We start from the raw sequence: 20,041 nt of genomic DNA, 5'->3' as shown, positions 1-20,041 counted from the left end.
GGACTGAGCCTCAGAGGGTCTGGGAAGCGATCCATAACAGAATCAGCAGGATCGGAATGAACTGTACCGCAGCCAGCGTGGCCGCAAGCGTCCGCCGCCCTCTGAACCACGCCACGACCGAAACCACCGCCAGGACCACCAGAACGGCCAGGGCGACATAGAACGGCGCAGCGCCCGATCCCGTTGCAGGCCCCGTCACCGAATGCGCCGGCTGGCTGTTCAGCGTCGCGAAGATGAAAAGCATCACCGCGTTCAACACCGCCAGCACCAGGCCGGCGACGAACAACAGTCCCCGCAACACGCTCCGACCGTTGGAACGGTCGGGCGCGCCGGTCACCGGCGGTTCTGGGCTTCGCGGGCCGCCTTCAGCCGGGCGAAGTCCTCGCCGGCGTGGTGCGAACTGCGCGTCAGCGGCGACGACGACACCATCAGGAAGCCCTTGGCCCGGGCGATCGCCTCATAGGCCTTGAACTCTTCCGGGGTGACGAAGCGCTCGATGGCCGCGTGCTTGCGGGTCGGCTGCAGGTACTGGCCGATGGTGATGAAGTCGACGCCGGCGGACCGCATGTCGTCCATCACCTGCATGACCTCTTCCTTGGTCTCGCCCAGGCCGACCATGATGCCGGACTTGGTGAACTGGTTGGGGTCGCGCTCCTTGACCATCTGCAGCAGGCGCAGCGAGTGGAAGTAGCGGGCGCCGGGCCGGATCTTCAGATACAGGCGCGGAACGGTCTCGAGGTTGTGGTTGAAGACGTCCGGGGTGGCGTCGATCATCACCTCGGCCGCGCCGTCCTTGCGCAGGAAGTCGGGCGTCAGAATCTCGATCGTGGTGTCTGGCGCCTGGATGCGGATCTGGCGCACGACCTCGGCGAAGTGCGCCGCGCCGCCGTCCGACACGTCATCGCGGTCCACCGAAGTGATGACGACGTGATTCAGGCCCATCTGCTGGACGGCCAGGCCGACCTTGGCGGGCTCTTCCGGATCCAGCGGGTCCGGCATGCCGGTCTTCACATTGCAGAAGGCGCAGGCCCGCGTGCAGGTGTCGCCCATGATCATCAGGGTGGCGTGCTTCTGGCTCCAGCACTCGCCGATGTTCGGGCAGGCCGCCTCTTCGCAGACCGTGTGGAGACCCTTCTCCTTCACGATCGCCTTCGTCGCATTGTACTGGCCCGAGCCGGGCGCTTTCACGCGCAGCCAGTCGGGCTTTTTCAGCACCACGGAGTCCGGGCGGTTCTGCTTTTCAGGGTGACGCAGCTCGGCCGGCGTCTTCTTCAGCGTGTCGATCAACGTGACCAAGGCAGGCTCGGGCTCCGGCGTCTGGAACCGGGTATGTCGTCTTTCCGCGTGTCGAAGGCAAGGCGAACGGGAACCTCACGGCCGGTAACACATCTTTTCAAGGGTCACGCCGCGCTCTAGTTTGCCGCCCAAATCACGGGCGCGGCCAACGCGACCGAACGGAGGATGTCTTTTGCGCGTACCCCTGGACACCAAGGCCGGCGAGGAAACGATCTTCGACGCCCTGATCTCGGCTCGCGATACGTTCGGCGACAAGGAGATCCTGGAAGACCAGGACCGCAAGCCCCTCACCTACACGGGCCTGATCCGCGCCGCCTTCGTACTGGGCCGCAAGGTCGCGGCGATGACCGAGCTGAACGAGCGCGTCGGCATCCTGCTGCCGTCCAGCATGGGCGTGGTGGTCACCTTCTACGGCCTGCATGCGCACGGCCGCGTCCCGGTGATGATCAATTTCACGGCCGGCGAAGCCAACATCAAGGCGGCGATCAAGGCCGCGGGCGTAAAGAAGGTCCTGACCGCGAAACGCTTCATCCAGCAGGCCAAGCTGGAAGACCTGATCGCCGACATCGAAACCGTGGCCGAGGTCGTCTGGCTGGACGACGTTCGCAAGACCATCGGTCTGCAGGACAAGCTCTACGGCCTGATGGCCGGCATGATGCCCAAACGCTTCCGCGTGAAAACCGAGCCGTCGTCGCCGGGCGTGGTGCTGTTCACCTCGGGCAGCTTCGGCGCGCCGAAGGGCGTCGTCCTCAGCCAGTGGAACCTGGTCGCCAACTGCCGCCAGGTCGCCCAGCACATCCACCTGAAGCCGGAGTGGGTGATGTTCAACCCGCTGCCGACCTTCCACTGCTTCGGCCTGACCGGCGGCGTGCTGCTGCCCCTGCTGCAGGGCATGAAGGCGTTCCAGTACCCTTCGCCGCTGCACGCCAAGCAGATCGTCGAGCTGCTGCCGCAGGTAAAGGCGTCGATCCTGTTCGCCACCGACACCTTCCTGAACCAGTACGCCCGCGTCGCCGGGCCGGACGATTTCTCGACCCTGGAATTCGTCGTCGCCGGCGCCGAGAAGGTGCGCGACGAGACCCACCACCTGTTCAACACCCGCTTCCACGGCCTCAAGCTTCTGGAAGGCTACGGCGCCACCGAAGCCGCGCCGGTCGTCGCGGTGAACCACCCGGAGCGCAATCGTCCGGGCACCGTCGGCCAGATCATGCCGGGCATGGACTGGAAGATCGAAGAAGTTCCGGGCATCGCCGAAGGCGGCCGCCTCTACCTGCGCGGCCCGAACGTCATGGAAGGCTATCTCTCGGCCGAAGATCCGCTGGCGATCGATCCGCTCAAGGACGGCTGGCACGACACCGGCGACATCGTCTCGCTGGATGAAGACGGCTACATCGCCATCCTCGGCCGGGTGAAGCGCTTCGCCAAGATCGGCGGCGAAATGGTCAGCCTGACCGCCGTCGAAGGCCTCGCCAGCGCCGTATGGCCGGACGCCCGCCACGCCGTCGTCTCCATCCCCGACAGCCGCAAGGGCGAGAAGCTGGTGCTGGTCACCGACCGCAAGGACGCCGACGTCTCGCGCCTCGCCGAATGGGCCCGCAGCCACGGCGCGCCGGAGCTCGCGGTGCCCAAAAAGATCATGCGCGTGGGCGAGGTGCCGGTCCTCGGCACGGGCAAGACCGACTATGTCGCCATCCAGCAGATGGTCGAGGTCGACAAGGCCGCCTGAGCCCCCGCTTTGAACTGATCGCGACTCGGTCGCACAGTTCTCCCTCCTATGAGGGAGGGTTCCATGTTCACCGGGTTCTCAAAGTACCAGCCGCAGCTGCTCAGCGTACTGCGCATCGTCACTGGCCTTCTGTTCGTCTGCCACGGCACCGCCAAGGTGCTGGGCTTCCCGGCCGTCGAGGGCGTACCGCCTCCCGGCCTCAGCCTGGCCGGCCTGTCCGGCCCGCTCGAGCTCGTGCTCGGCACACTGTTCCTGATCGGCCTGTTCACGCGCCCGGTCGCCTTCCTGGCCTCCGGCTTCTGCGCCGTCGGCTACTGGATGATCCACGCGCCCCAGGGGCCGTTCCCGATCGCCAACGGCGGCGAGACGATCGCACTCTACTGCTTCGTCTTCCTGTACTTCGTCGCCTCGGGCGCCGGCCCGCTGTCGGTCGACGCCGTCATGAAGCGTCGCTGATCAGCCGATCCGCACGCCCGTCATCGAGATCGAACCGCCCTCGATGACGTCATTGAAGAAGCTCACGTCGTCGCCCGGCATCCGCTGGGCGGCGACGTACAGCAGCGGCAGATAGTGCTCGTCCGTCGGCACGCTCAGCTGCGCATCCTCGGCCAGACCCACCCAGTCGATCAGGGCATCGTCGTCGCCGCGCAGCAGCGCCGCCTTCACCGCCTCGTTGAAGCCGGTCGCCCAGTCGTACGGCTCGCCCCCGGCTCGCTTCCAGGTGCGCAGGTTGTGCACGAAGTCGCCTGAGCCGGCGATCACCACGCCCTCGTCCCGCAGCGGCCGCAGCGCCCTGGCCAGCTCGTAATGCCCGCGCGCATCCAGCCGCCGGTTCAGCGACAGCTGCACGATCGGCACGTCGGCGTCCGGCCACACATGGGCCAGCACCGACCAGGTCCCGTGATCCAGGCCCCACTGCGTCGTCGGCGTCGCCCCGGTCAGCGCAGAAACGCGCTCCGCCAGCTCGGGCGAGCCCGGTGCAGGGTATTGCATCGCATGCAGTTCCGCCGGGAAGCCGCCGAAATCATGGATGGTTTCCGGCCGCTCCTGCGCCGTGACGCCGAGGCCGTTCGACTCCCAGTGCGCGGACACCATGACCACGCCTTTCGGCTTGCCGACCGCTTCACCGATCGCCCGCCACGCATCCGCGTGCGAGCCGCCGAGGGCGTTCATCGGGGAACCGTGTCCAAAGAAGATGGCGGGGTGACGCATAAGGCGGGCTCCAGGGTCGCGGCGCATTCCGCAACAGTCATGGTGCTTATTTGGGAGCGACGATCGCGTCCGGCAAGCCTAGATGATCTGGCTCATCGCTGCTTCCAGCTCGGCCGGTCGGTTCAGCGGGCACACCCGGTCGTAGAAGGCCTTGTCAGCCTTCACCTCGATCCCGCGGGTGCAGTAGAACCGGTCCTGTACGATCATGGCCTGCTGCTCGATGTTCAGCTTGCCCCAGTCGACGTCCATGCCGATCGGGTACTCGTAGGACTCCGGCCGGTCGCCGGCCTTCAGCTTGCCGGTCAGCAGGTTCACCCCGTGCTGGGCCTGCCAGACGTGCGTCAGTTCGTGGATGAAGATCGCCTGCTGCCACAGGGGGCAGAAATCGAAATCGTCGGGCAGGGACTTCTTCGGCCACACGATCCAGTCCCGCCCGAACCAGCGTCCGGCCACGAAGGCCCGCGTGAAGGGCCAGGGCGACGGCATGAAGCGGATCGACTCCAGGGCCAGCGCCGAACCGAAGGCCTCCATGGCCAGGTCCCGCTCCCCCTTCGTCAGCGCGCGCTTCATGGCCCGGCGTAGCCTCCCGTGGGACTGATCCACTCCCAGTGCCAGGGTTCATAGACGTAGGGCGTGAAGCCGAACCGTCCGGCGTTCCTGACCAACCAGCGATAGGTCGGCGTCTTGCTCATGTACAGTCGGCTGGATGGCGAGGTGTTATCTACTCCCAGGCCGAACACCTGGCCCACATACAGGTCGACCGCCGTGCCCGTGCGGTGGGCGGAACAGGTGGCCCGTCGCAGGCCGTCGCAGTTGTTTTGCTGGGCGCATCGGGCGGCGTCGGCCGCCGGATCCCGGAAGCCGGAAAAGATCTGCAGCAGTTCCGGATTGGCCGCGACTTCCGGCACCTCGGCGCGGGCGGCGGCGACCATCGCCCGATAGGCGTCCAGCACGTCACGCCGCAGCAGACGCGTCAGCCGGTCCGCATGCTCCTCGGACTCGACCAGATAGCCCAGCTGGTACAGCGGCGGCGGCTCCGGACACGGCTCCTGCCGCACCCGCCCCATGATGAAGGGCCGGCGCTCCTGCCACATGCCGCGGAAGGTCTGGAAGGTGATCTGGTCGAACCAACCGGTAGGCGGCAGGGCATGCGCCGCCTGGAACTCCGCGAGCTTGCGCGCGAACTTCGGCGAGTCCGGCGAGCAGTTGGTGTTCAGTTCCTTCTGCATCAGCGGGACATAGGTCTCCCAGCCCCACTCCTCGGTCCCGAACGGGGTCCACACCAGCGAGTGCAGCGAGATGGCGTTCGAATAGGCCGGGCCGCTCCATTCGACTGCGTCGGCGTCGCAGATCTCGGCCCCGCCCTCATCGGTCTGCGCCATAGCCCCGCCCGCGGCCATCCACGCAACGGCGCAGGCGCTCAGCGACAGCAGGAAATGACGCAGCGGCATGGGTGCAGGGTGACCCCGTTGCCGGGTGCGCCGCAAGAGCCTTCGCGCCCTGCCGGTCACGACTGCGCGACGCCTCGCGCGCGAGGCGCAAAGGCGGCATGGTGACGCTGCGGCCGACTCACGACCGCGCTCCGGACCCGTCCATGACCGACGTCGTACAGACCGAACAGGCCGCCGCGCCGGCGCCCGCCCGCCGCTCCAACGCCGTGCTGGCCGCCTTCTCGGGCCCTTGCCTGCCGCTGGCGGCCTTCGGCGTCGCCCTGCCGGTCACCCTGCCCGAGTTCTACGCCACCTTCGTGGGACTGGAGCTGGGCGTGGTCGCCGCGGTGTTCATGGCCGTGCGTCTGATCGACATCGTCTTCGACCCCTTCATCGGCTGGGGCATGGATCGCACCAAGACGAAATGGGGCCGCTACCGCCCGTGGATGGCCCTGTCGACGCCGATCCTGATGCTGTCGGCCCTGATGATGTTCGTCCTGGTCCAGCCCGGCGCCGGCGCCGCCTATCTCTTCGGCTGGCTGCTGGTCCTCTACCTCGGCTTCTCGGTCGGCACCCTGGGCCAGCTCGGCTGGGCCTCGGTGCTGGCGCCCCAGTACGACCAGCGCTCGCGCGTCTACGGCTGGTGGCAGGTGTTCAACATCATCGGCGTGATCCTGATCCTGATCCTGCCGACCGTCGTCGTGAAGACCGGCATCGGCGACTACGCCGAGGGCGTCCGCATCATGGGCTGGGCCATCATGATCGCCCTGCCCGTCACCATCGGCCTGGCCATGTTCGTGGTGCCCGAGCCGGTCAACGCCGGCGCCGCCCCGCATGGCGGGCCGAAGGCCTACCTCGCCCTGTTCAGCCGCAAGACCGTGCGCAAGCTGCTGTTCGCCGACCTGCTGCTGGGCGTCGCGCCGGGCATCACCGGCTCGCTGCTGTTCTTCTTCTTCGGCCAGATCAAGGGCTACGACCACACCCAGGCGTCGCTGTTCATGCTGTTCTACTTCGTGGCCGGCCTGGTGGGCGCGCCCATCTGGGCCTGGCTCGCGACCAGGATCGGCAAGGACAAGGCCCTGGCCACGGCCAGCATCATCTTCGCCGCCCTCTACATCGGCGCGACCCTGGTTCCGGGCGGCAACTTCATGATCACCGCCATCGTCATGTTCATCGCCGGTCTGCCCTACGCCGCGGGCCTGTTCCTGCTGCGCGCCATGATGGCCGACGCCGGCGATGAGGTGCGGCTGGAGACCGGTGTCGACCGCACCGGCCTGATGTTCTCCATCCTCTCGGCCACCACCAAGATCGGCCACGTCGTCGCCCTGATCCCATATCTGATCCTGCAGTGGGTCGGCTTCCGCGCCCTGCCCGGGCCGGAGGGCAACAGCGAGGCCTCGCTGCTGACGCTGCAGGTCCTCTTCATCCTCCTGCCCGGCCTGCTGCTCGCCGCCGCCGCCCTGGTGCTCAAGGGCTACCCCCTGACGCCCGCGCGCCACGACGAGATCCGCCGCGAGCTCGAGGCCCGCGACGGCGTCGCCACGGAAACCGCATGACCCCCGTCGACCGCCTCATCGCCATTATGGCGCAGCTCCGCGCTCCGGTCGGCGGCTGCCCGTGGGACGTCGAGCAGACCTTCGAGACCATCGCCCCCTACACGCTGGAAGAGGCCTACGAGGTCGCCGACGCCATCGAGCGCGGCGACATGGACGACCTGAAGTCCGAGCTCGGCGACCTGCTGTTCCAGGTCGTTTTCCACGCCCGCATGGCCGAGGAGAAGGGGCTGTTCGTCTTCAACGATGTGGCCAACGCCATCGCCGACAAGCTGGAGCGCCGCCACCCGCACGTCTTCGGTGAAGAGGACGCGAAGATCGACGGCGCCGCCCAGAAGGTGCGGTGGGAGGACATCAAGGCCGCCGAACGCAAGGACAAGGAACAGCACGGCGTCCTCGACGACGTCCCTGTCGGCCTGCCCGCCCTCGCCCGCGCCGCCAAACTGACCAAACGCGCCGCCCGCGTCGGTTTCGACTGGCCCTCCACCGACGAGGTGTTCGACAAGTTCGTCGAGGAGGTCGCCGAACTCCGCGCCGAGATCGCCGCCGGAGACCTGGACAAGGCGAAGGACGAAATGGGCGACCTGCTGTTCGTCCTCGCCAACCTCGCCCGCAAATTGGGCGTCGAGCCCGAGGACGCGCTTCGCGGCGCCAACGCCAAATTCATCCGCCGCTTCCACTTCATCGAGGCCGCCCTGGCGCAGGACGGCCGCACGCCGGAACAGTCGGATCTCGCCGAAATGGACGGCCTGTGGGACGCGGCGAAGGCGGCGGAGCGCGCGTGAGCCGCTACGACCTGATCGTCTTCGACTACGACGGCGTCGTCGCCGACAGCGAACTGCTGAACAACCGGATCATGGCGGAGGTGCTCACCGGGGCCGGCCTGCCCACCAGCCTCGACGACGCCTTGTCGATCTACATGGGCAAGCGCTGGCTGGACTGCGTGCCGCTGATCGAGGAGCGGCTGGGCGGCCCCTGCCCCGCCCATATCGACAGCGAGTGGACCCGCCGCTGCCACGAGCGCGCCGCGACCGAGCTGCAGCCGGTGCCCGGCTTCGTCGACTTCCTCGCCGGTCGCCACGAGCGGCGCTGCATCGCCTCCTCCAGCCCGGTCTCGTGGATCGAGATGGGCCTCGAACGCTTCGGCGTCGCACAGACCTTCGACGGCCCCATCTTCAGCGCCGCCGTCCACGTCACGCGCGGCAAGCCCCACCCGGACCTGTTCCTTCACGCCGCCGCGACCATGGGCGTCGACCCGGCCCGCGCCCTCGTCATCGAGGACACGCCCACGGGCGTCCGCGCCGGCGTCGCCGCCGGCATGACCGTCATCGGCCTCTGCGCCGGCGGCCACATCCGGGCGGGGCACGCGGACCGTCTCCGTGATGCCGGTGCTCACCACGTGGTCGACGACTACGCGGGCATTGAGGCCGTACTGACGGCCTGACGCCCCTCCACCGCTGCGGTCCCCCTCCCCATTCGCTTCGCGGACAGGGAGGAGACGGCCCGTCACTTCACCGCGTGCCACCAGTTTCCGCCGAACACGCGATCGACGGTCTCCTGCGATTCAAAGGCGAGCCCGACGTCCGGGATCGCGGCCGGCGGATAGCCTTCTTCAGCCAGTATCTCCCGGAAGCGGGCCGCCACGGCCGGATCCCTCGCCAGCCGGTCGCGCTCGCGGTCGGTCGGCGTGGTGATCCAGACGGCCAGGTGCTTCGGGTCGATGTCGATCGCGCCGAACGAAAACCCGTCGGCCTTCGGCACGATGGTGCGCGCATGGGCGATCATCGCCCGTTCCACACGCCTCCGGATGCCGTCCAGATCAGCCATCGCCGGAGCATGCGCCCACGCTCCGGCTCAGCCAACCGCGCTAGCCGAACTGCCGCTCGAACCGCCCCAGCGCCGACGCGTGCAGCCGCACGCGCACATGCGTCCGGCCCTCGTCGTCCGTCTCACGCCCGGTGACCCGGCCGTTCTCGTACAGCCAGGCCAGCGCCTCGCCCTGATGCGGCTCCAGCACCACCTCCGTCTCGGGATCGTCGTCGATCAGGCCGGCGATGGTCTCCCGCAGGGGTTCGATCCCCTCCCCGGTCCAGGCGGACACGGCCACGGCCTTGCCCTGCACCCGCAAGCGCTCGGCCTGGCCCAGCACCGCCTCGCGGGCCTCGCCGTCCAGCAGGTCGATCTTGTTCCAGACCTCCAGCACGCGGCGCGCCTTGCCCTCGACCATCGGGATCTGTTTCAGCACCGCCTCGACGTCCTTCGCCTGGGCGTCCGAGTCGGCGCTGGCGATGTCGCGCACGTGCAGGATCAGATCGGCCTCGCCGACCTCCTCCAGCGTCGCCCGGAAGCTCTCCACCAGTTCGTGCGGCAGGTCCGAGATGAAGCCGACGGTGTCGGCCACGATCGCCGGCCGGCCCTGCGGCAGGCGAATGGTGCGCTGGGTCGTGTCCAGGGTGGCGAACAGCAGGTCCTTGGCGAACACCTCGGATCCGGTCAGCCGGTTGAACAGCGTCGACTTGCCGGCGTTGGTATAGCCGACCAGCGCCACCGTCGGGAACGGCACCTTCTGGCGCGCCTTGCGATGCAGGCCGCGGGTGCGGCGCACCTCCTCCAGCTCGCCCTTCAGCTTGACGATCCGGTCGGCGATCAGACGCCGGTCCAGTTCGATCTGGGTCTCGCCGGGACCGCCGGTCGCGCCGGTGCCGCCCCGCTGGCGTTCCAGGTGGGTCCAGGTCCGCACCAGCCGCGACTTCTCGTAATCGAGTCGGGCCAGTTCGACCTGCAGCCGGCCTTCCTTGGTCCGCGCGCGGCGGCCGAAGATTTCGAGGATCAGGCCCGTGCGGTCGATGACCTTGCAGTCCCAGGCCTTCTCCAGATTGCGCTGCTGCACCGGCGTCAGGTCGTCGTCGATGACGGCGGCCTCGGCCTCGGCGGCGCGGATCAGGGCGGCCAGCTCCTCGACCTTGCCGGAGCCGAACATGGTCGCGGGCACGGTCTTGCGGATGCGCACGATCTCTTCCGCGCGCACGTCGAGGTCGAGCGCCCGGGCCAGGCCGACGGCCTCTTCCAGACGCTCCTCAGCGAGCCGCGAGCTTTCGCTGCGTCCGTCGGGATGGATGACGACCGCCCGGATCAGCGGGACGGCGTGGTCGATATGTTTGGTGGTCAATCAGTCTTCTTCTGCGTCGGGCTCGTACAGCTGCACGGGCGCGGACGGCATGATGGTCGAGATGGCGTGCTTGTAGACGAGCTGCGACTGGCCATCGCGACGCAGCAGCACACAGAAGTTGTCGAACCAGGTCACGATGCCCTGCAGCTTTACGCCGTTGACCAGGAAGATGGTCAGCGGGGTCTTCGTCTTGCGAACGCTGTTGAGGAAGGTGTCCTGAAGGTTCTGGCGTTTGTCTTGCGACATGGCAGGTTCATCCTGTTCTTGTTTGTTCGCCGGCCGTGGGAGCGGCGCGGGGCCGATCGATGCCGGCCCGGCCACCTTAACGGCCCCTGCCGTGGTCGCAACGCCCCAGAGCGAAATCGGTCTTGTTGGACGCAGTCCAACAAGGCTCAGATTTCGCTCCAGGATAATGCTGGAGCCTGATTCACGGCTTCAGCGGAATCGCGAAGCGATTCCTCCTCAACCGATCAGGCTCTAGATGGCGTCGCGGCGCGCCTGATCAAGATACAGTTCCCGCAGCTTCTTCGTGATCGGGCCCGGCTTGCCGTTGCCGATCTTCACGCCGTCGATCGACACCGCCGGCATGACCCAGGCGCCCGCGGCGGTGAAGAAGGCCTCCTTCGCGCGCTTCGCCTCGTCGACGCTAAAGGCGCGTTCCTCGAACTCGACGCCCTCTTCCTTGATCAGCTCCAAGATCGCCGCACGGGTGCAGCCGCGCAGGATGTTGGCCTGGGTGTCGCGCGTGCGCAGCTTGCCGTTCTCGTCGACGATCCAGGCGTTGGTCGAGGAGCCTTCGGTCACCAGACCCATCTCGTCGACCATCCACGCCTCATAGGCGCCACGCTCGCGCGCCGCCTGTTTGGCCAGCACGTTCGGCAGCAGGCCGACCGTCTTGATGTCGCAACGGCCCCACCGGATGTCCGGCTGGGTGACGACGGCCACGCCCTTGGCGGCGGTGGCCTCGGCCTTCGCCTGCGGGATAGACTTGGCCGTCACGACGACGCTGGGCGGCGTGCCTTCGGCCGGGAACGGATGGTCGCGGCGGGCGGTGCCGCGCGTGACCTGCAGATAGACGATGCCGTCACGGACGCGGTTGCGGCGGACCGTCTCCTTCAGCACCTGGGTCAGGGCCTCACGGGTCATCGGGATCGGAATGCGCAGCTCGTTCAGGCTGCGGTGCAGGCGCGTCATGTGGGCGTCGAAATCGGCCAGACGGCCATCGAAGATCGACCACACCTCATAGACGCCGTCGGCGAACTGGAAGCCCCGGTCCTCGACATGGACAGTGGCGTCGCCGTGCGGGCGATAGGTTCCGTTGACGTAGGCGACCCGGCTCATTCCTCGAGGTGTCCCTCTTCCTCATCCTCGCCGCCACGGGCCGGCGATACGCCCAGCGACTTCAGTTTGCGGTGAAGCGCCGACCGTTCCATGCCGATGAAGGCGGCCGTGCGCGAGATGTTTCCGCCGAACCGCATGATCTGGGCCGCCAGATATTCGCGCTCGAACACCTCGCGGGCCTCGCGCAGCGGCAGGGCGATGATGCGCTCGGCGCCGAGGGTCCCGGTCGAGTTGGCGTTGGTCGCCTCCTGCGGCAGGGCGTCTGCCCCGATCGGATCGTTGATGTCGCCGGTGGCCAGGATCAGCAGCCGTTCGACGTTGTTGCGCAGCTGGCGGACGTTGCCCGGCCACGGATGGACCTGCAGCACGGCGATGGCGTCGTCGCCCAGGCGGCGGCGCGGCAGCCCCTGCGAAGACGCCAGGGTCTCGATGAAATAGTCGACCAGCTCCTGGATGTCCTCGCGCCGCTCGGCCAGCGCCGGCACCCGGATCGGCACCACGTTCAGACGGTGGAACAGGTCCTCGCGGAACCGCCCCTCGGCGATCTCGGTCTTCAGGTCGCGGGACGTCGAGGTGATGACGCGCACGTCCACCTGCACGTCCTGTTCGCCGCCGACCCGGCGGAAGCGCTGTTCGACCAGCACCCTCAGAACCCGGCTCTGGCTCTCGCGCGGCATGTCGCCCACGTCGTCCAGATACAGGGTGCCGTTATGGGCGCGTTCGAACACGCCGATCTTGCGCGGACGGCCGTCGACGCCCTCCTCGCCGAACAGTTCCAGGTCCAGCCGCTCGGGCGTCATGCCGGCGGCGGCGATGGCCACGAACTCGGCCTTGGCCCGGGCGCTGGCTTCGTGGATCTGGCGCGCCACCAGCTCCTTGCCCGATCCGGGCGGGCCCGAGATCAGCACGCGGCTGTTGGCCGGGGCGACCTTGGAGATGGTGCTGCGCAGGGTCTGCGCCGCCGCCGACTTGCCGATCAGCCCCGTAGGCGCGGCGACCTGGGCGCGCAGCCGGCGGTTCTCGCGTTTCAGCTGCGACGTTTCAAGCGCGCGCTGAACAACGACGACCAACCGGTCGGACTTGAAGGGTTTTTCGATGAAGTCGTAGGCCCCGCGCTGCAGCGCGCTGACGGCCGTTTCGATGTTGCCGTGGCCCGAGATCATGACGACCGGCAGGTCGGGATCCAGCTCCTTGATTACGTCCAGCAGCTCCAGCCCGTCCAGACCGCCGCCCTGCATCCAGATGTCCAGGAGCGCCAGCGACGGCTTCCGCGCCCGGATGGCGGCCATGGCCTCGTCGGAGTTGGAGGCGACGCGAACGGCATGGCCTTCGTCCTCGAGCAGGCCGGAAACCAGCTCGCGGATGTCCGCCTCGTCGTCCACGACCAGAATATCAGCTCCCGTAGATCGCATATCGCCTCGCTATTCCGCCGCGGTGACTGGACCGCTGGACGCCTTCGCGTCCCTGGATCCAGCAGACCCGGCGGGTTGCTGTTGGGATTTCAGTGGGAAGGTCAGGCACACCCGGGCGCCTGACAGGGTCTCGGCGTCAGCCAGCTTCAGCTCGCCGCCGTGTTCTTCACAGATGCGCTTGACGATGGCCAGGCCGAGGCCCGTCCCCTTCTCGCGCGTCGTCACATAGGGCTCGGTCAACCGGTCGCGGTCGCGAACCGGCAGGCCGGCGCCGTCGTCCTCGATCGCGAAGATCGCGATTCCGTCCTCGACCGTCAGCCGCGCCAGGATGCCCGGTCCGGACCCATCGCCTGGACGCGGCGCGGCCTCGCGACGCGCGGCCACCGCCTCACCGGCGTTCTTCAGGATATTGGTCAGCGCCTGGCCGACCATCTGACGGTCGGCGTGCAGCACGACCTTGGGCAGCGGCTCGACCAGTTCGACGTCGATATCCGGCGCGGCCACGCGCTGGGCGAACACCGACTCGCGCAATAGCTCGGCCGGGTTTTCGGCGGTGAAGCGCGGCGCGGGCATGCGGGCGAAGGACGAGAACTCGTCCACCATCCGGCCGATGTCGCCCACCTGGCGGATGATGGTCTCGGTGCAGCGGTCGAACACCTCGACGTCCTCGCCGACCTGTTTGCGGTACCGGCGGCGCAGTCGCTCGGCCGACAGCTGGATCGGCGTCAGCGGGTTCTTGATCTCGTGCGCGATGCGGCGCGCCACGTCCCGCCATGCGGCGTTGCGCTGGGCCGTCACCAGACGGGTGATGTCGTCGAAGGTCAGCACCATCTCGCCACCCAGACCGCCCTCGATCCGGACCCGCAGACGGCGCGTCTCGCCCTCCAGGCTGACGTCGATCTCTTCCTCGATATGCGCCTCGGCCCGACCTGCCAGTTCGCTCAGCTCAGGCGACACCTCGCCCAACGGCCGGCCGATGATTTCAGGGTCCGAGATGGCCAGCAGCTCGACCGCGCTGTCGTTGATCGCCGACACGCGCCGACGTCGGTCGACGCCGATCACGCCCGCCGATACGCCCGACAGCACGGTCTCGATGAACCGGGTGCGCCCCGTGGCTTCCTCGCTGGCCGTCCGCAGGGCCGCCTGCTGGGTCTCCAGATCGCCGGTCATGCGGTTGAAGGCGGCCGTCAGCGTCTTGATCTCGCCCGGCCCGTCCTCGTCCTCCACCCGAGCCGTCAGATCGCCCCCGGCGACCCGGTCCGCGGCCTCGACCAGACGCCCGATCGGCGCCGAGATCGCCGTGGCCGCCGACATGCCCAGCCAGATCGCGCCCACCAGCACCAGCAGCGCCGTCTCCAGATAGCTGATGGCGAATGCGGCCTGGATGCGCTCCCGGCTCTCTTCGGCCTCGCGATAGGCGACGATGGATTCCTCACCGCGGCGCATCTGCGCGATCAGGCCCGGCTTCAGCGGCCGCACCAGATACAGGAAGGCGTCGCCGTAGGCCGGCAGGGCGACCAGCGAACGCGCAGCGTCCGGATTCTCGGTCAGTTCCTGCGGCGGCGGACCACCCTCGGCGGCCGCTTCCAGCGCCGCACGGGGCGGAGCGACGAAGGCCGGCGCGCCCGGCGACTCGCCGCTGGCCAGCACCTCGCCGTTCGGCCCCAGGATGTAGATGGCCGGATAGCCGAACAGCTGTGCGATCTGGGTCAGGGCGTCCGAGAACTGGATGCGGTTCTCGAACAGCGGCCGGGCCCCGGTCAGCTGATCCGAGATCACCACCAGATCAGCGTCCATCTGATCGGACACGTCCTCCAGATAGGCCCGGGCGATGTCCGCCCCGTTCTCCACCGCCGACTGCACATTGCCGCTGAACCACTGGTCGACGCCGCGATTCACCAGCACGCCGAACACCAGGGCGATGGCGACCGCCGGGACCAGGGCCACCAGCGAAAACAGCGTCACGAACCTCAGGTGCAACCGCGCCCCGGCGTGGGTTCGCCGCCGGAACAGGCTGAACGCGCGCCGCCCGATCACCACGGCCAGGGTCGTGATCAGCAGGAAATTCACGCCCAGAAGGATGAGGACGGACCGGCTCGCCGACTGACGCGCCCCCTCGACGCTGCTGCCTGGAACCGTGGCCAGCAGCCAGATCGCCGCGCCGGTGATCAGAAAGGCGATTGCATAGGCGATCAGGAAGGCGTTGCGTCTCCGCTCCTCCGACCAGCCGTCGAACCAGCGCGCCGGTCCGCGCGAGGCGGTCGGTGCGGGCTGGGCGTCAGCGGCGGGCGTGTCCTTCATGCCGCATCAGCTTCCGCCAGCTGTGACTGAATATCAACAACGGAGTTGCTGGAAAGCGTCACCAGGCCCCACAGTTCCGTGAGCGCCTTTTCGACCTCGTCCGGCTGATCCAGGCGGCACAGCCGCGACTTCGCGGCCCGCCGCTCCGTCGCGTCCTCGGGCCAGGGCGCCTGTTCGACGTACCAGCCCAGATGCTTGCGGAACATCTTCAGCCCCAGCGGCATGCCGTAGAAGGCGATCGACGCCCGCAGATGCTCGATGACGATGTCCCGCCGCGCCTCGCGACCGGGCTCTTCCAGCACGGTCCCGTCCGCCAGCGCCCGCTCCAAATGCGCCGCCAGCCACGGCCGGCCATAAACGCCGCGCCCCAGCATCAGGGCGTCCGCGCCGGACTGCTCCAGCGCCGCCCGGGCGTCGTCGGCGGTCAGGATGTCGCCGTTGACGATCACCGGCACGCTCACCGCCGCCTTGACCTCGCCGACCGCCCGCCAGTCCGCCGAGCCGGTATAGAACTGCTGCCGCGTCCGGCCGTGCACGGTGATCGCCTTTACGCCCAGCGCCTCGGCCCGCCGCGCCAGCTCGGCCGCGTTCCGGCTGGCGTCGTCCCAGCCCAGCCGCATCTTCACCGTCACCGGCCGCGTCGTCGCCGTCACCGCCGCCTCGATCAGCCGGCAGGCCAGATCGGGCGTCCGCATCAGGGCCGAGCCGCAGGCCGCGCCGGTCACTTCCTTGGCCGGGCAGCCGAAATTCAGATCGATGATGTCGGCGCCGGCCTTCTCGGCCATCCGCGCGCCCTCGGCCATGGCCCCGGGATCGCGGCCCACCAGCTGGATCACCGTCAGCGGCAGGCCCTCGCCCACGGCCGCGCGCCGCACCACGTCCGGCCGCGCCCGCGCCAGTTCGGCGGCCGCGACCATCTCGGTCGCGACGTAGGCCGCGCCCAGCCGCGAGGCCAGCACGCGGAAGGGCAGGTCCGTGATTCCGGTCATGGGCGCGGTCAGCACCCGTCCGGGCACCCACACGTCGCCGATCTGAAGGCCTGCGTTCATCGGCCCCTTACCGCCGCTTGATGCGCTCTCGTCAAGCATCACGGCGGCGATTAGAAGGCCGACATGACCGCTCCGCTTCCCGCCTTCGCCGCTGTCGTCGTCGCCGCCGGTTCCGGATCGCGCGCCGGCGGGGCCAAGCAATGGCGCCTCCTCGGCGGCAAGCCCGTCATCCGCTGGTCGGTCGAGGCCTTGCTGGACGCCGGCGCGACCGACCTCGTCGTCGTCATCTCGCCCGGCTCGGAAGCGGAAGCCGCGGACGCCCTGGCGGGTCTGTCCGGCTGGCGCGCCGTCGGCGGCGGCGCCTCGCGCGCCGACTCCGTCCGTAACGGCCTGGCCGCTCTCGGCGCCGCCGACGACCGCCCGGTGCTGGTTCACGACGCAGCCCGGCCCTTCCTCTCACGCGCCGTCATCGAGCGCTGCGTCCTGGCGCTGGATGAGGCCGACGGCGCCCTGCCCGCCCTGCCCGTCGCCGACAGCCTGCGCCGCGCCGCCGACGGTTTCGTCACCGGCGCCGTCGAGCGCGACGCCCTGTGGCGCGCCCAGACCCCGCAGGCCTTCCGCCTGAAGACGCTTGTCGACGCATACGCCGCGTGGGCCTCGGACGAGACCGCCACCGACGAGGCGACCGTCGTCGAACGCGCCGGCGGCCGGGTCCGCATCGTCGAGGGCGACGCCCGCCTGATGAAACTCACCTACCCCGAGGATTTCGCCATGGCCGAGGCCCTGATCCCCCGCCAGATGCGCATTGGTCAGGGCTTCGACGCCCACCGCTGGGGTCCGGGATCGTCGGTCTGGCTGTGCGGCGTCGAGATTCCGCACGACCAGACCCTGATCGGCCACTCCGACGCCGACGCCGGCCTCCACGCCCTCACCGACGCCATCCTCGGCGCCATGGGCGACGGCGACATCGGCGACCATTTCCCGCCCACCGATCCGCAGTGGAAGGGCGCCTCGTCCGACCGCTTCCTGGTTCATGCCGTCGAGCGTCTGCATGCCCGCGGCGGCCGGCTGGTCAATATCGACGTCACCCTGATCTGTGAGCGGCCGAAGGTGAAACCGCACCGTCAGGCGATGCGCGAACGCCTCGCCGAGCTCCTCGCCCTGCCCCTCGACGCGGTCAGCGTGAAAGCCACCACGACCGAGGCCATGGGCTTTACGGGGCGGGGTGAGGGTCTCGCTGCGCAGGCGGTTGCGTCGGTCGAGATGCCAGCCTGATCGCGTCCATCTCGGGCGTCGGGAACATGCTGCGGTACAGCGAGCCGAACAGATTGACGTAGTCGTCGGTCCACGGCCGCACCTGGGTCGGCTCCACCGCCCGCCAGCGCGGATCGCGCCGGAAGTCGGCCAGCCCCGCCTCGGTCGGCGACAGCACGATCGCCTCGGTCGAGGCCTCCGCCATCTCCGGCAGGCTGTTGGTCTCGCCATAGATCTGATGCAGCACCGGCGCGTTCAGCGACTGCGCCGCGGCGATCGCCGGCATGGTGATGTCGAGGTTGCGGTTCGACAGGTGCAGCAGCACCACCCCGTTCGGCTTCAGCAGGCGCAGATAGCCCTGGATCGCCTCGGCGGTCAGCAGGTGCGTCGGCACCGCGTCCGACGAGAAGGCGTCGATGATCAGCAGGTCGTAGCTGCCGACCAGCTGCTTCGCCAGCGTCAGGCGCGCGTCGCCCAGCACCGTGTCGATCGGGCCCTCGGCGCATTTCGAAATGAAGGTGAACCATTTCGGATCGCGCGACAGCCGGTCGACCATCGGATCGATCTCGAAGAAGGTCATCCGGTCGACGCCGCGCTTGTAGGCCGCCATCGCGCCTGAGCCCTGACCGACCACGCCGATCCGCGACGGGCCCCGGTTCTGCACCATCAGCGCCGACTGACCGATCGGCGTGGCGACGTTGTAGTACAGCGTCGGCGCGCACTCGTTGATCTCGTTGCGGGCCTGGGCGCCGTGCAGGGTCGTGCCGTGCATCAGCACATGCACGTCGCCGCCCATCCGCGCGTCGGGCACGTTGGCCACCCGCATCACGCCGAAGAAGCTGCGCTCCGAATAGCTCCAGTCGTAGCCCCGGGCGATCCACTGGGCCGAGCCCGTGATCATCAGCAGGATGGCCGTGAACACCAGCGCCCGGTCCCGCACCAGGAAGGCGCAGATCGCCGCCGGGATCAGCATGATCATCGCCAACTGGCCCATGCCGAGCGGGAAATACTGATAGAAGGTCGCCCGCGGCCCGTCGTTGGCGTTCAGCCAGATCGACAGCAGCACCGGCGTCAGCGCCACGGCCGCCGCGGCCACCAGGGCGCCGATATACTGGCCGTTCAGCCGGCCCTTGCCCCACGGCCGCGCCAGCCCGACCAGCACCAGCACCAGCGGGTACTCCCAGACCATGTTGAAGATCACCGGCGCCAGCAGGGCCGTGAACGCGCCGCCCACCACGCCGCCCAGCGACATCAGCAGGTAGAACTCCGTCAGCCGGTCCGGCGCCGGACGCCGTGCGGCCAGCAGCTGGTGGCACATCAGGGCGGTGAAGAAGAAGGCGACCAGGTGGATGCTGAAGGCCATCGCCCAGTTGGCCGAGCGGAAGGCCACGATCAGCACGCACACGGCGCCGACGGCGGCCTGGACTGCCAGGGTGATCGGCAGCGGAATCCACGGCTTGTTCTGGAAGGCGATGACGAAGGTCAGCAGGTACAGGGCCAGCGGGATGACCCACAGGAACGGCGCCGAGGCCACGTCCGTCGACAGGTGCGTCGTCACGCCCAGCATCAGGCTGGACGGGGCGGCGGCCAGCAGGACCAGGATGCCCTTCTCGCGCCACGACATCGCCGGGCTCTTCGCCAGCGGCGCCGGCTCGGTCGAGGCGTCCATCCGGCGGCTCCAGACCACGAAGGCCAGCAGCACCACCATCAGCATGAAGGCGACATAGCCGCCGCTCCAGCCCCAGCGCTGGCCCGACAGGGTCGCCAGCGGCTCGATCAGGATCGGATAGGACAGCAGCGCCAGGAAGCTGCCGAGGTTCGACGCGGCGTACAGCACATAGGGGTTCTTGCCGTCCGGATAGCCGGCGCGCACCCGCGCGTACCAGGCCTGCAGCAGCGGCGCGGTCGCCGACAGCACCGCGAACGGCGCGCCCACCGACAGGGCCAGCGTCGCCAGCAGCCAGCCGATCGGCGCCGACGGATTGGGATCGCCCAGCCAGCCGTTGATATGCAGCGGCAGGAACAGCGCCGCGGCCGTCAGCAGCGCCAGGTGGATGCCCACCTGCGCCTTGATCGACTTCACCCGCTGCACCGCGTGCGCGTAGGCGTAGCCGGCCAGCAGCGCCGTCTGGAAGAAGACCATCGAGGTGTTCCACACCGACGGCGATCCGCCCAGCATCGGCAGGACCAGCTTGGTCACCATCGGCTGGACCACGAACACCAGCGAGGCCGAGGTGAAGATGGCCACGGCGAACAGGATAGGAGTCAGCCGGTCCGCCGGACGGCTCTCCGCCTTGTCGATGGTGGTGTCGATCATGCCCGCCCCGTATGCTGGCGCCCGAACGGCGCGCCCCTCAC

At 68.7% G+C, this 20,041-nt stretch carries 18 protein-coding genes and 1 pseudogene; 6 read left to right on the top strand and 13 right to left on the bottom strand.

Going from position 1 to position 20,041, the window contains the following annotated elements; genetic code table 11:
- Positions 1–10 precede the first annotated feature (10 nt).
- Both GGR12_RS09080 and lipA read right to left on the bottom strand, forming a co-directional pair.
- Positions 11–337, bottom strand: coding sequence for a hypothetical protein (locus tag GGR12_RS09080; RefSeq protein WP_183204097.1), 327 nt, complete (start codon positions 335–337; stop codon positions 11–13).
- Positions 334–1,308, bottom strand: a pseudogene (gene lipA, locus GGR12_RS09075) (lipoyl synthase); the annotation flags it as partial. The gene GGR12_RS09080 and the pseudogene lipA, both read right to left, overlap by 4 nt.
- Positions 1,309–1,468: 160 nt before the next feature.
- Here lipA and GGR12_RS09070 point away from each other — a divergent pair.
- Both GGR12_RS09070 and GGR12_RS09065 read left to right on the top strand, forming a co-directional pair.
- A complete protein-coding gene (locus GGR12_RS09070; protein ID WP_183204095.1) occupies positions 1,469–3,022 on the top strand; it encodes an AMP-binding protein in 1,554 nt (517 codons plus the stop codon).
- Between the two features lie 63 nt (positions 3,023–3,085).
- Positions 3,086–3,478 carry a DoxX family protein gene (locus GGR12_RS09065; protein WP_183204094.1) on the top strand — a complete coding sequence of 131 codons (393 nt, stop codon included), beginning with the start codon at positions 3,086–3,088 and terminating at the stop codon, positions 3,476–3,478.
- Here GGR12_RS09065 and ygiD read toward each other — a convergent pair whose 3' ends face one another.
- From ygiD to GGR12_RS09050, 3 genes are all read right to left on the bottom strand, one after another.
- Positions 3,479–4,234, bottom strand: a complete 756-nt coding sequence (ygiD, locus tag GGR12_RS09060; RefSeq protein WP_183204093.1) for a 4,5-DOPA-extradiol-dioxygenase — start codon at positions 4,232–4,234, stop codon at positions 3,479–3,481.
- Positions 4,235–4,312: 78 nt separating this feature from the next.
- Positions 4,313–4,804, bottom strand: a complete 492-nt coding sequence (locus GGR12_RS09055; protein ID WP_183204092.1) for a hypothetical protein — start codon at positions 4,802–4,804, stop codon at positions 4,313–4,315.
- Positions 4,801–5,685 (bottom strand): D-alanyl-D-alanine carboxypeptidase family protein, encoded by an 885-nt coding sequence (locus GGR12_RS09050; protein ID WP_221212309.1) that lies wholly within the window; start codon positions 5,683–5,685, stop codon positions 4,801–4,803. Before GGR12_RS09050 ends, GGR12_RS09055 begins: the two co-directional genes overlap by 4 nt.
- Before the next feature lie 143 nt (positions 5,686–5,828).
- Here GGR12_RS09050 and GGR12_RS09045 point away from each other — a divergent pair, with 143 nt between their 5' ends.
- From GGR12_RS09045 to GGR12_RS09035, 3 genes are read left to right on the top strand one after another with little or no spacing between them, the layout of a single operon-like run.
- Positions 5,829–7,220: an MFS transporter gene (locus tag GGR12_RS09045; protein WP_183204091.1), complete on the top strand. Its 1,392-nt coding sequence runs from the start codon at positions 5,829–5,831 to the stop codon at positions 7,218–7,220.
- Positions 7,217–8,002 (top strand): nucleoside triphosphate pyrophosphohydrolase, encoded by a 786-nt coding sequence (gene mazG / locus GGR12_RS09040; protein WP_183204090.1) that lies wholly within the window; start codon positions 7,217–7,219, stop codon positions 8,000–8,002. The genes GGR12_RS09045 and mazG overlap by 4 nt, the downstream gene beginning before the upstream one ends.
- The gene (locus GGR12_RS09035; protein WP_183204089.1) at positions 7,999–8,661 is read left to right on the top strand and encodes an HAD-IA family hydrolase; all 663 of its coding nucleotides are present in this window, start codon (positions 7,999–8,001) and stop codon (positions 8,659–8,661) included. The genes mazG and GGR12_RS09035 overlap by 4 nt, the downstream gene beginning before the upstream one ends.
- Positions 8,662–8,723: 62 nt before the next feature.
- Here GGR12_RS09035 and GGR12_RS09030 read toward each other — a convergent pair whose 3' ends face one another.
- The 7 genes from GGR12_RS09030 to dusB all read right to left on the bottom strand — a co-directional run bounded on the left by GGR12_RS09030 (position 8,724) and on the right by dusB (position 16,489).
- Positions 8,724–9,044: a hypothetical protein gene (locus GGR12_RS09030; protein ID WP_183204088.1), complete on the bottom strand. Its 321-nt coding sequence runs from the start codon at positions 9,042–9,044 to the stop codon at positions 8,724–8,726.
- A gap of 40 nt (positions 9,045–9,084) precedes the next feature.
- Positions 9,085–10,386: a GTPase HflX gene (gene hflX, locus GGR12_RS09025; protein ID WP_183204087.1), complete on the bottom strand. Its 1,302-nt coding sequence runs from the start codon at positions 10,384–10,386 to the stop codon at positions 9,085–9,087.
- Positions 10,387–10,632: an RNA chaperone Hfq gene (gene hfq / locus GGR12_RS09020; RefSeq protein ID WP_003164861.1), complete on the bottom strand. Its 246-nt coding sequence runs from the start codon at positions 10,630–10,632 to the stop codon at positions 10,387–10,389.
- Between the two features lie 231 nt (positions 10,633–10,863).
- Positions 10,864–11,727: a D-amino-acid transaminase gene (locus GGR12_RS09015; protein ID WP_183204086.1), complete on the bottom strand. Its 864-nt coding sequence runs from the start codon at positions 11,725–11,727 to the stop codon at positions 10,864–10,866.
- Complete coding sequence (gene ntrX, locus GGR12_RS09010) at positions 11,724–13,139, bottom strand: nitrogen assimilation response regulator NtrX (RefSeq protein ID WP_183204085.1); 1,416 nt, start codon at positions 13,137–13,139, stop codon at positions 11,724–11,726. The genes GGR12_RS09015 and ntrX overlap by 4 nt, the downstream gene beginning before the upstream one ends.
- 9 nt (positions 13,140–13,148) lie before the next feature.
- Positions 13,149–15,440: a sensor histidine kinase NtrY-like gene (locus GGR12_RS09005; RefSeq protein WP_183204084.1), complete on the bottom strand. Its 2,292-nt coding sequence runs from the start codon at positions 15,438–15,440 to the stop codon at positions 13,149–13,151.
- Positions 15,437–16,489, bottom strand: a complete 1,053-nt coding sequence (gene dusB / locus GGR12_RS09000; RefSeq protein WP_183204083.1) for a tRNA dihydrouridine synthase DusB — start codon at positions 16,487–16,489, stop codon at positions 15,437–15,439. The genes GGR12_RS09005 and dusB overlap by 4 nt, the downstream gene beginning before the upstream one ends.
- Positions 16,490–16,552: 63 nt before the next feature.
- Between dusB and GGR12_RS08995 the strand changes: the two genes are divergently transcribed.
- Positions 16,553–17,704 carry a bifunctional 2-C-methyl-D-erythritol 4-phosphate cytidylyltransferase/2-C-methyl-D-erythritol 2,4-cyclodiphosphate synthase gene (locus GGR12_RS08995; protein WP_183204082.1) on the top strand — a complete coding sequence of 384 codons (1,152 nt, stop codon included), beginning with the start codon at positions 16,553–16,555 and terminating at the stop codon, positions 17,702–17,704.
- On the opposite strand, the gene GGR12_RS08990 is transcribed toward GGR12_RS08995, so the two are convergent.
- On the bottom strand, positions 17,643–20,000 hold the full coding sequence (locus GGR12_RS08990; protein WP_183204081.1) for a fused MFS/spermidine synthase: 2,358 nt from the start codon (positions 19,998–20,000) through the stop codon (positions 17,643–17,645). The genes GGR12_RS08995 and GGR12_RS08990 overlap by 62 nt on opposite strands.
- Positions 20,001–20,041: the final 41 nt, after the last annotated feature.

Origin of the sequence: Brevundimonas lenta (assembly GCF_014196335.1) — a bacterium.
GTDB classification, from domain to species: Bacteria; Pseudomonadota; Alphaproteobacteria; order Caulobacterales; family Caulobacteraceae; genus Brevundimonas; species Brevundimonas lenta.
The sequence above is the reverse complement of the archived record's forward strand: the minus strand, read 5'-3'. Positions and strand labels throughout refer to the sequence as shown.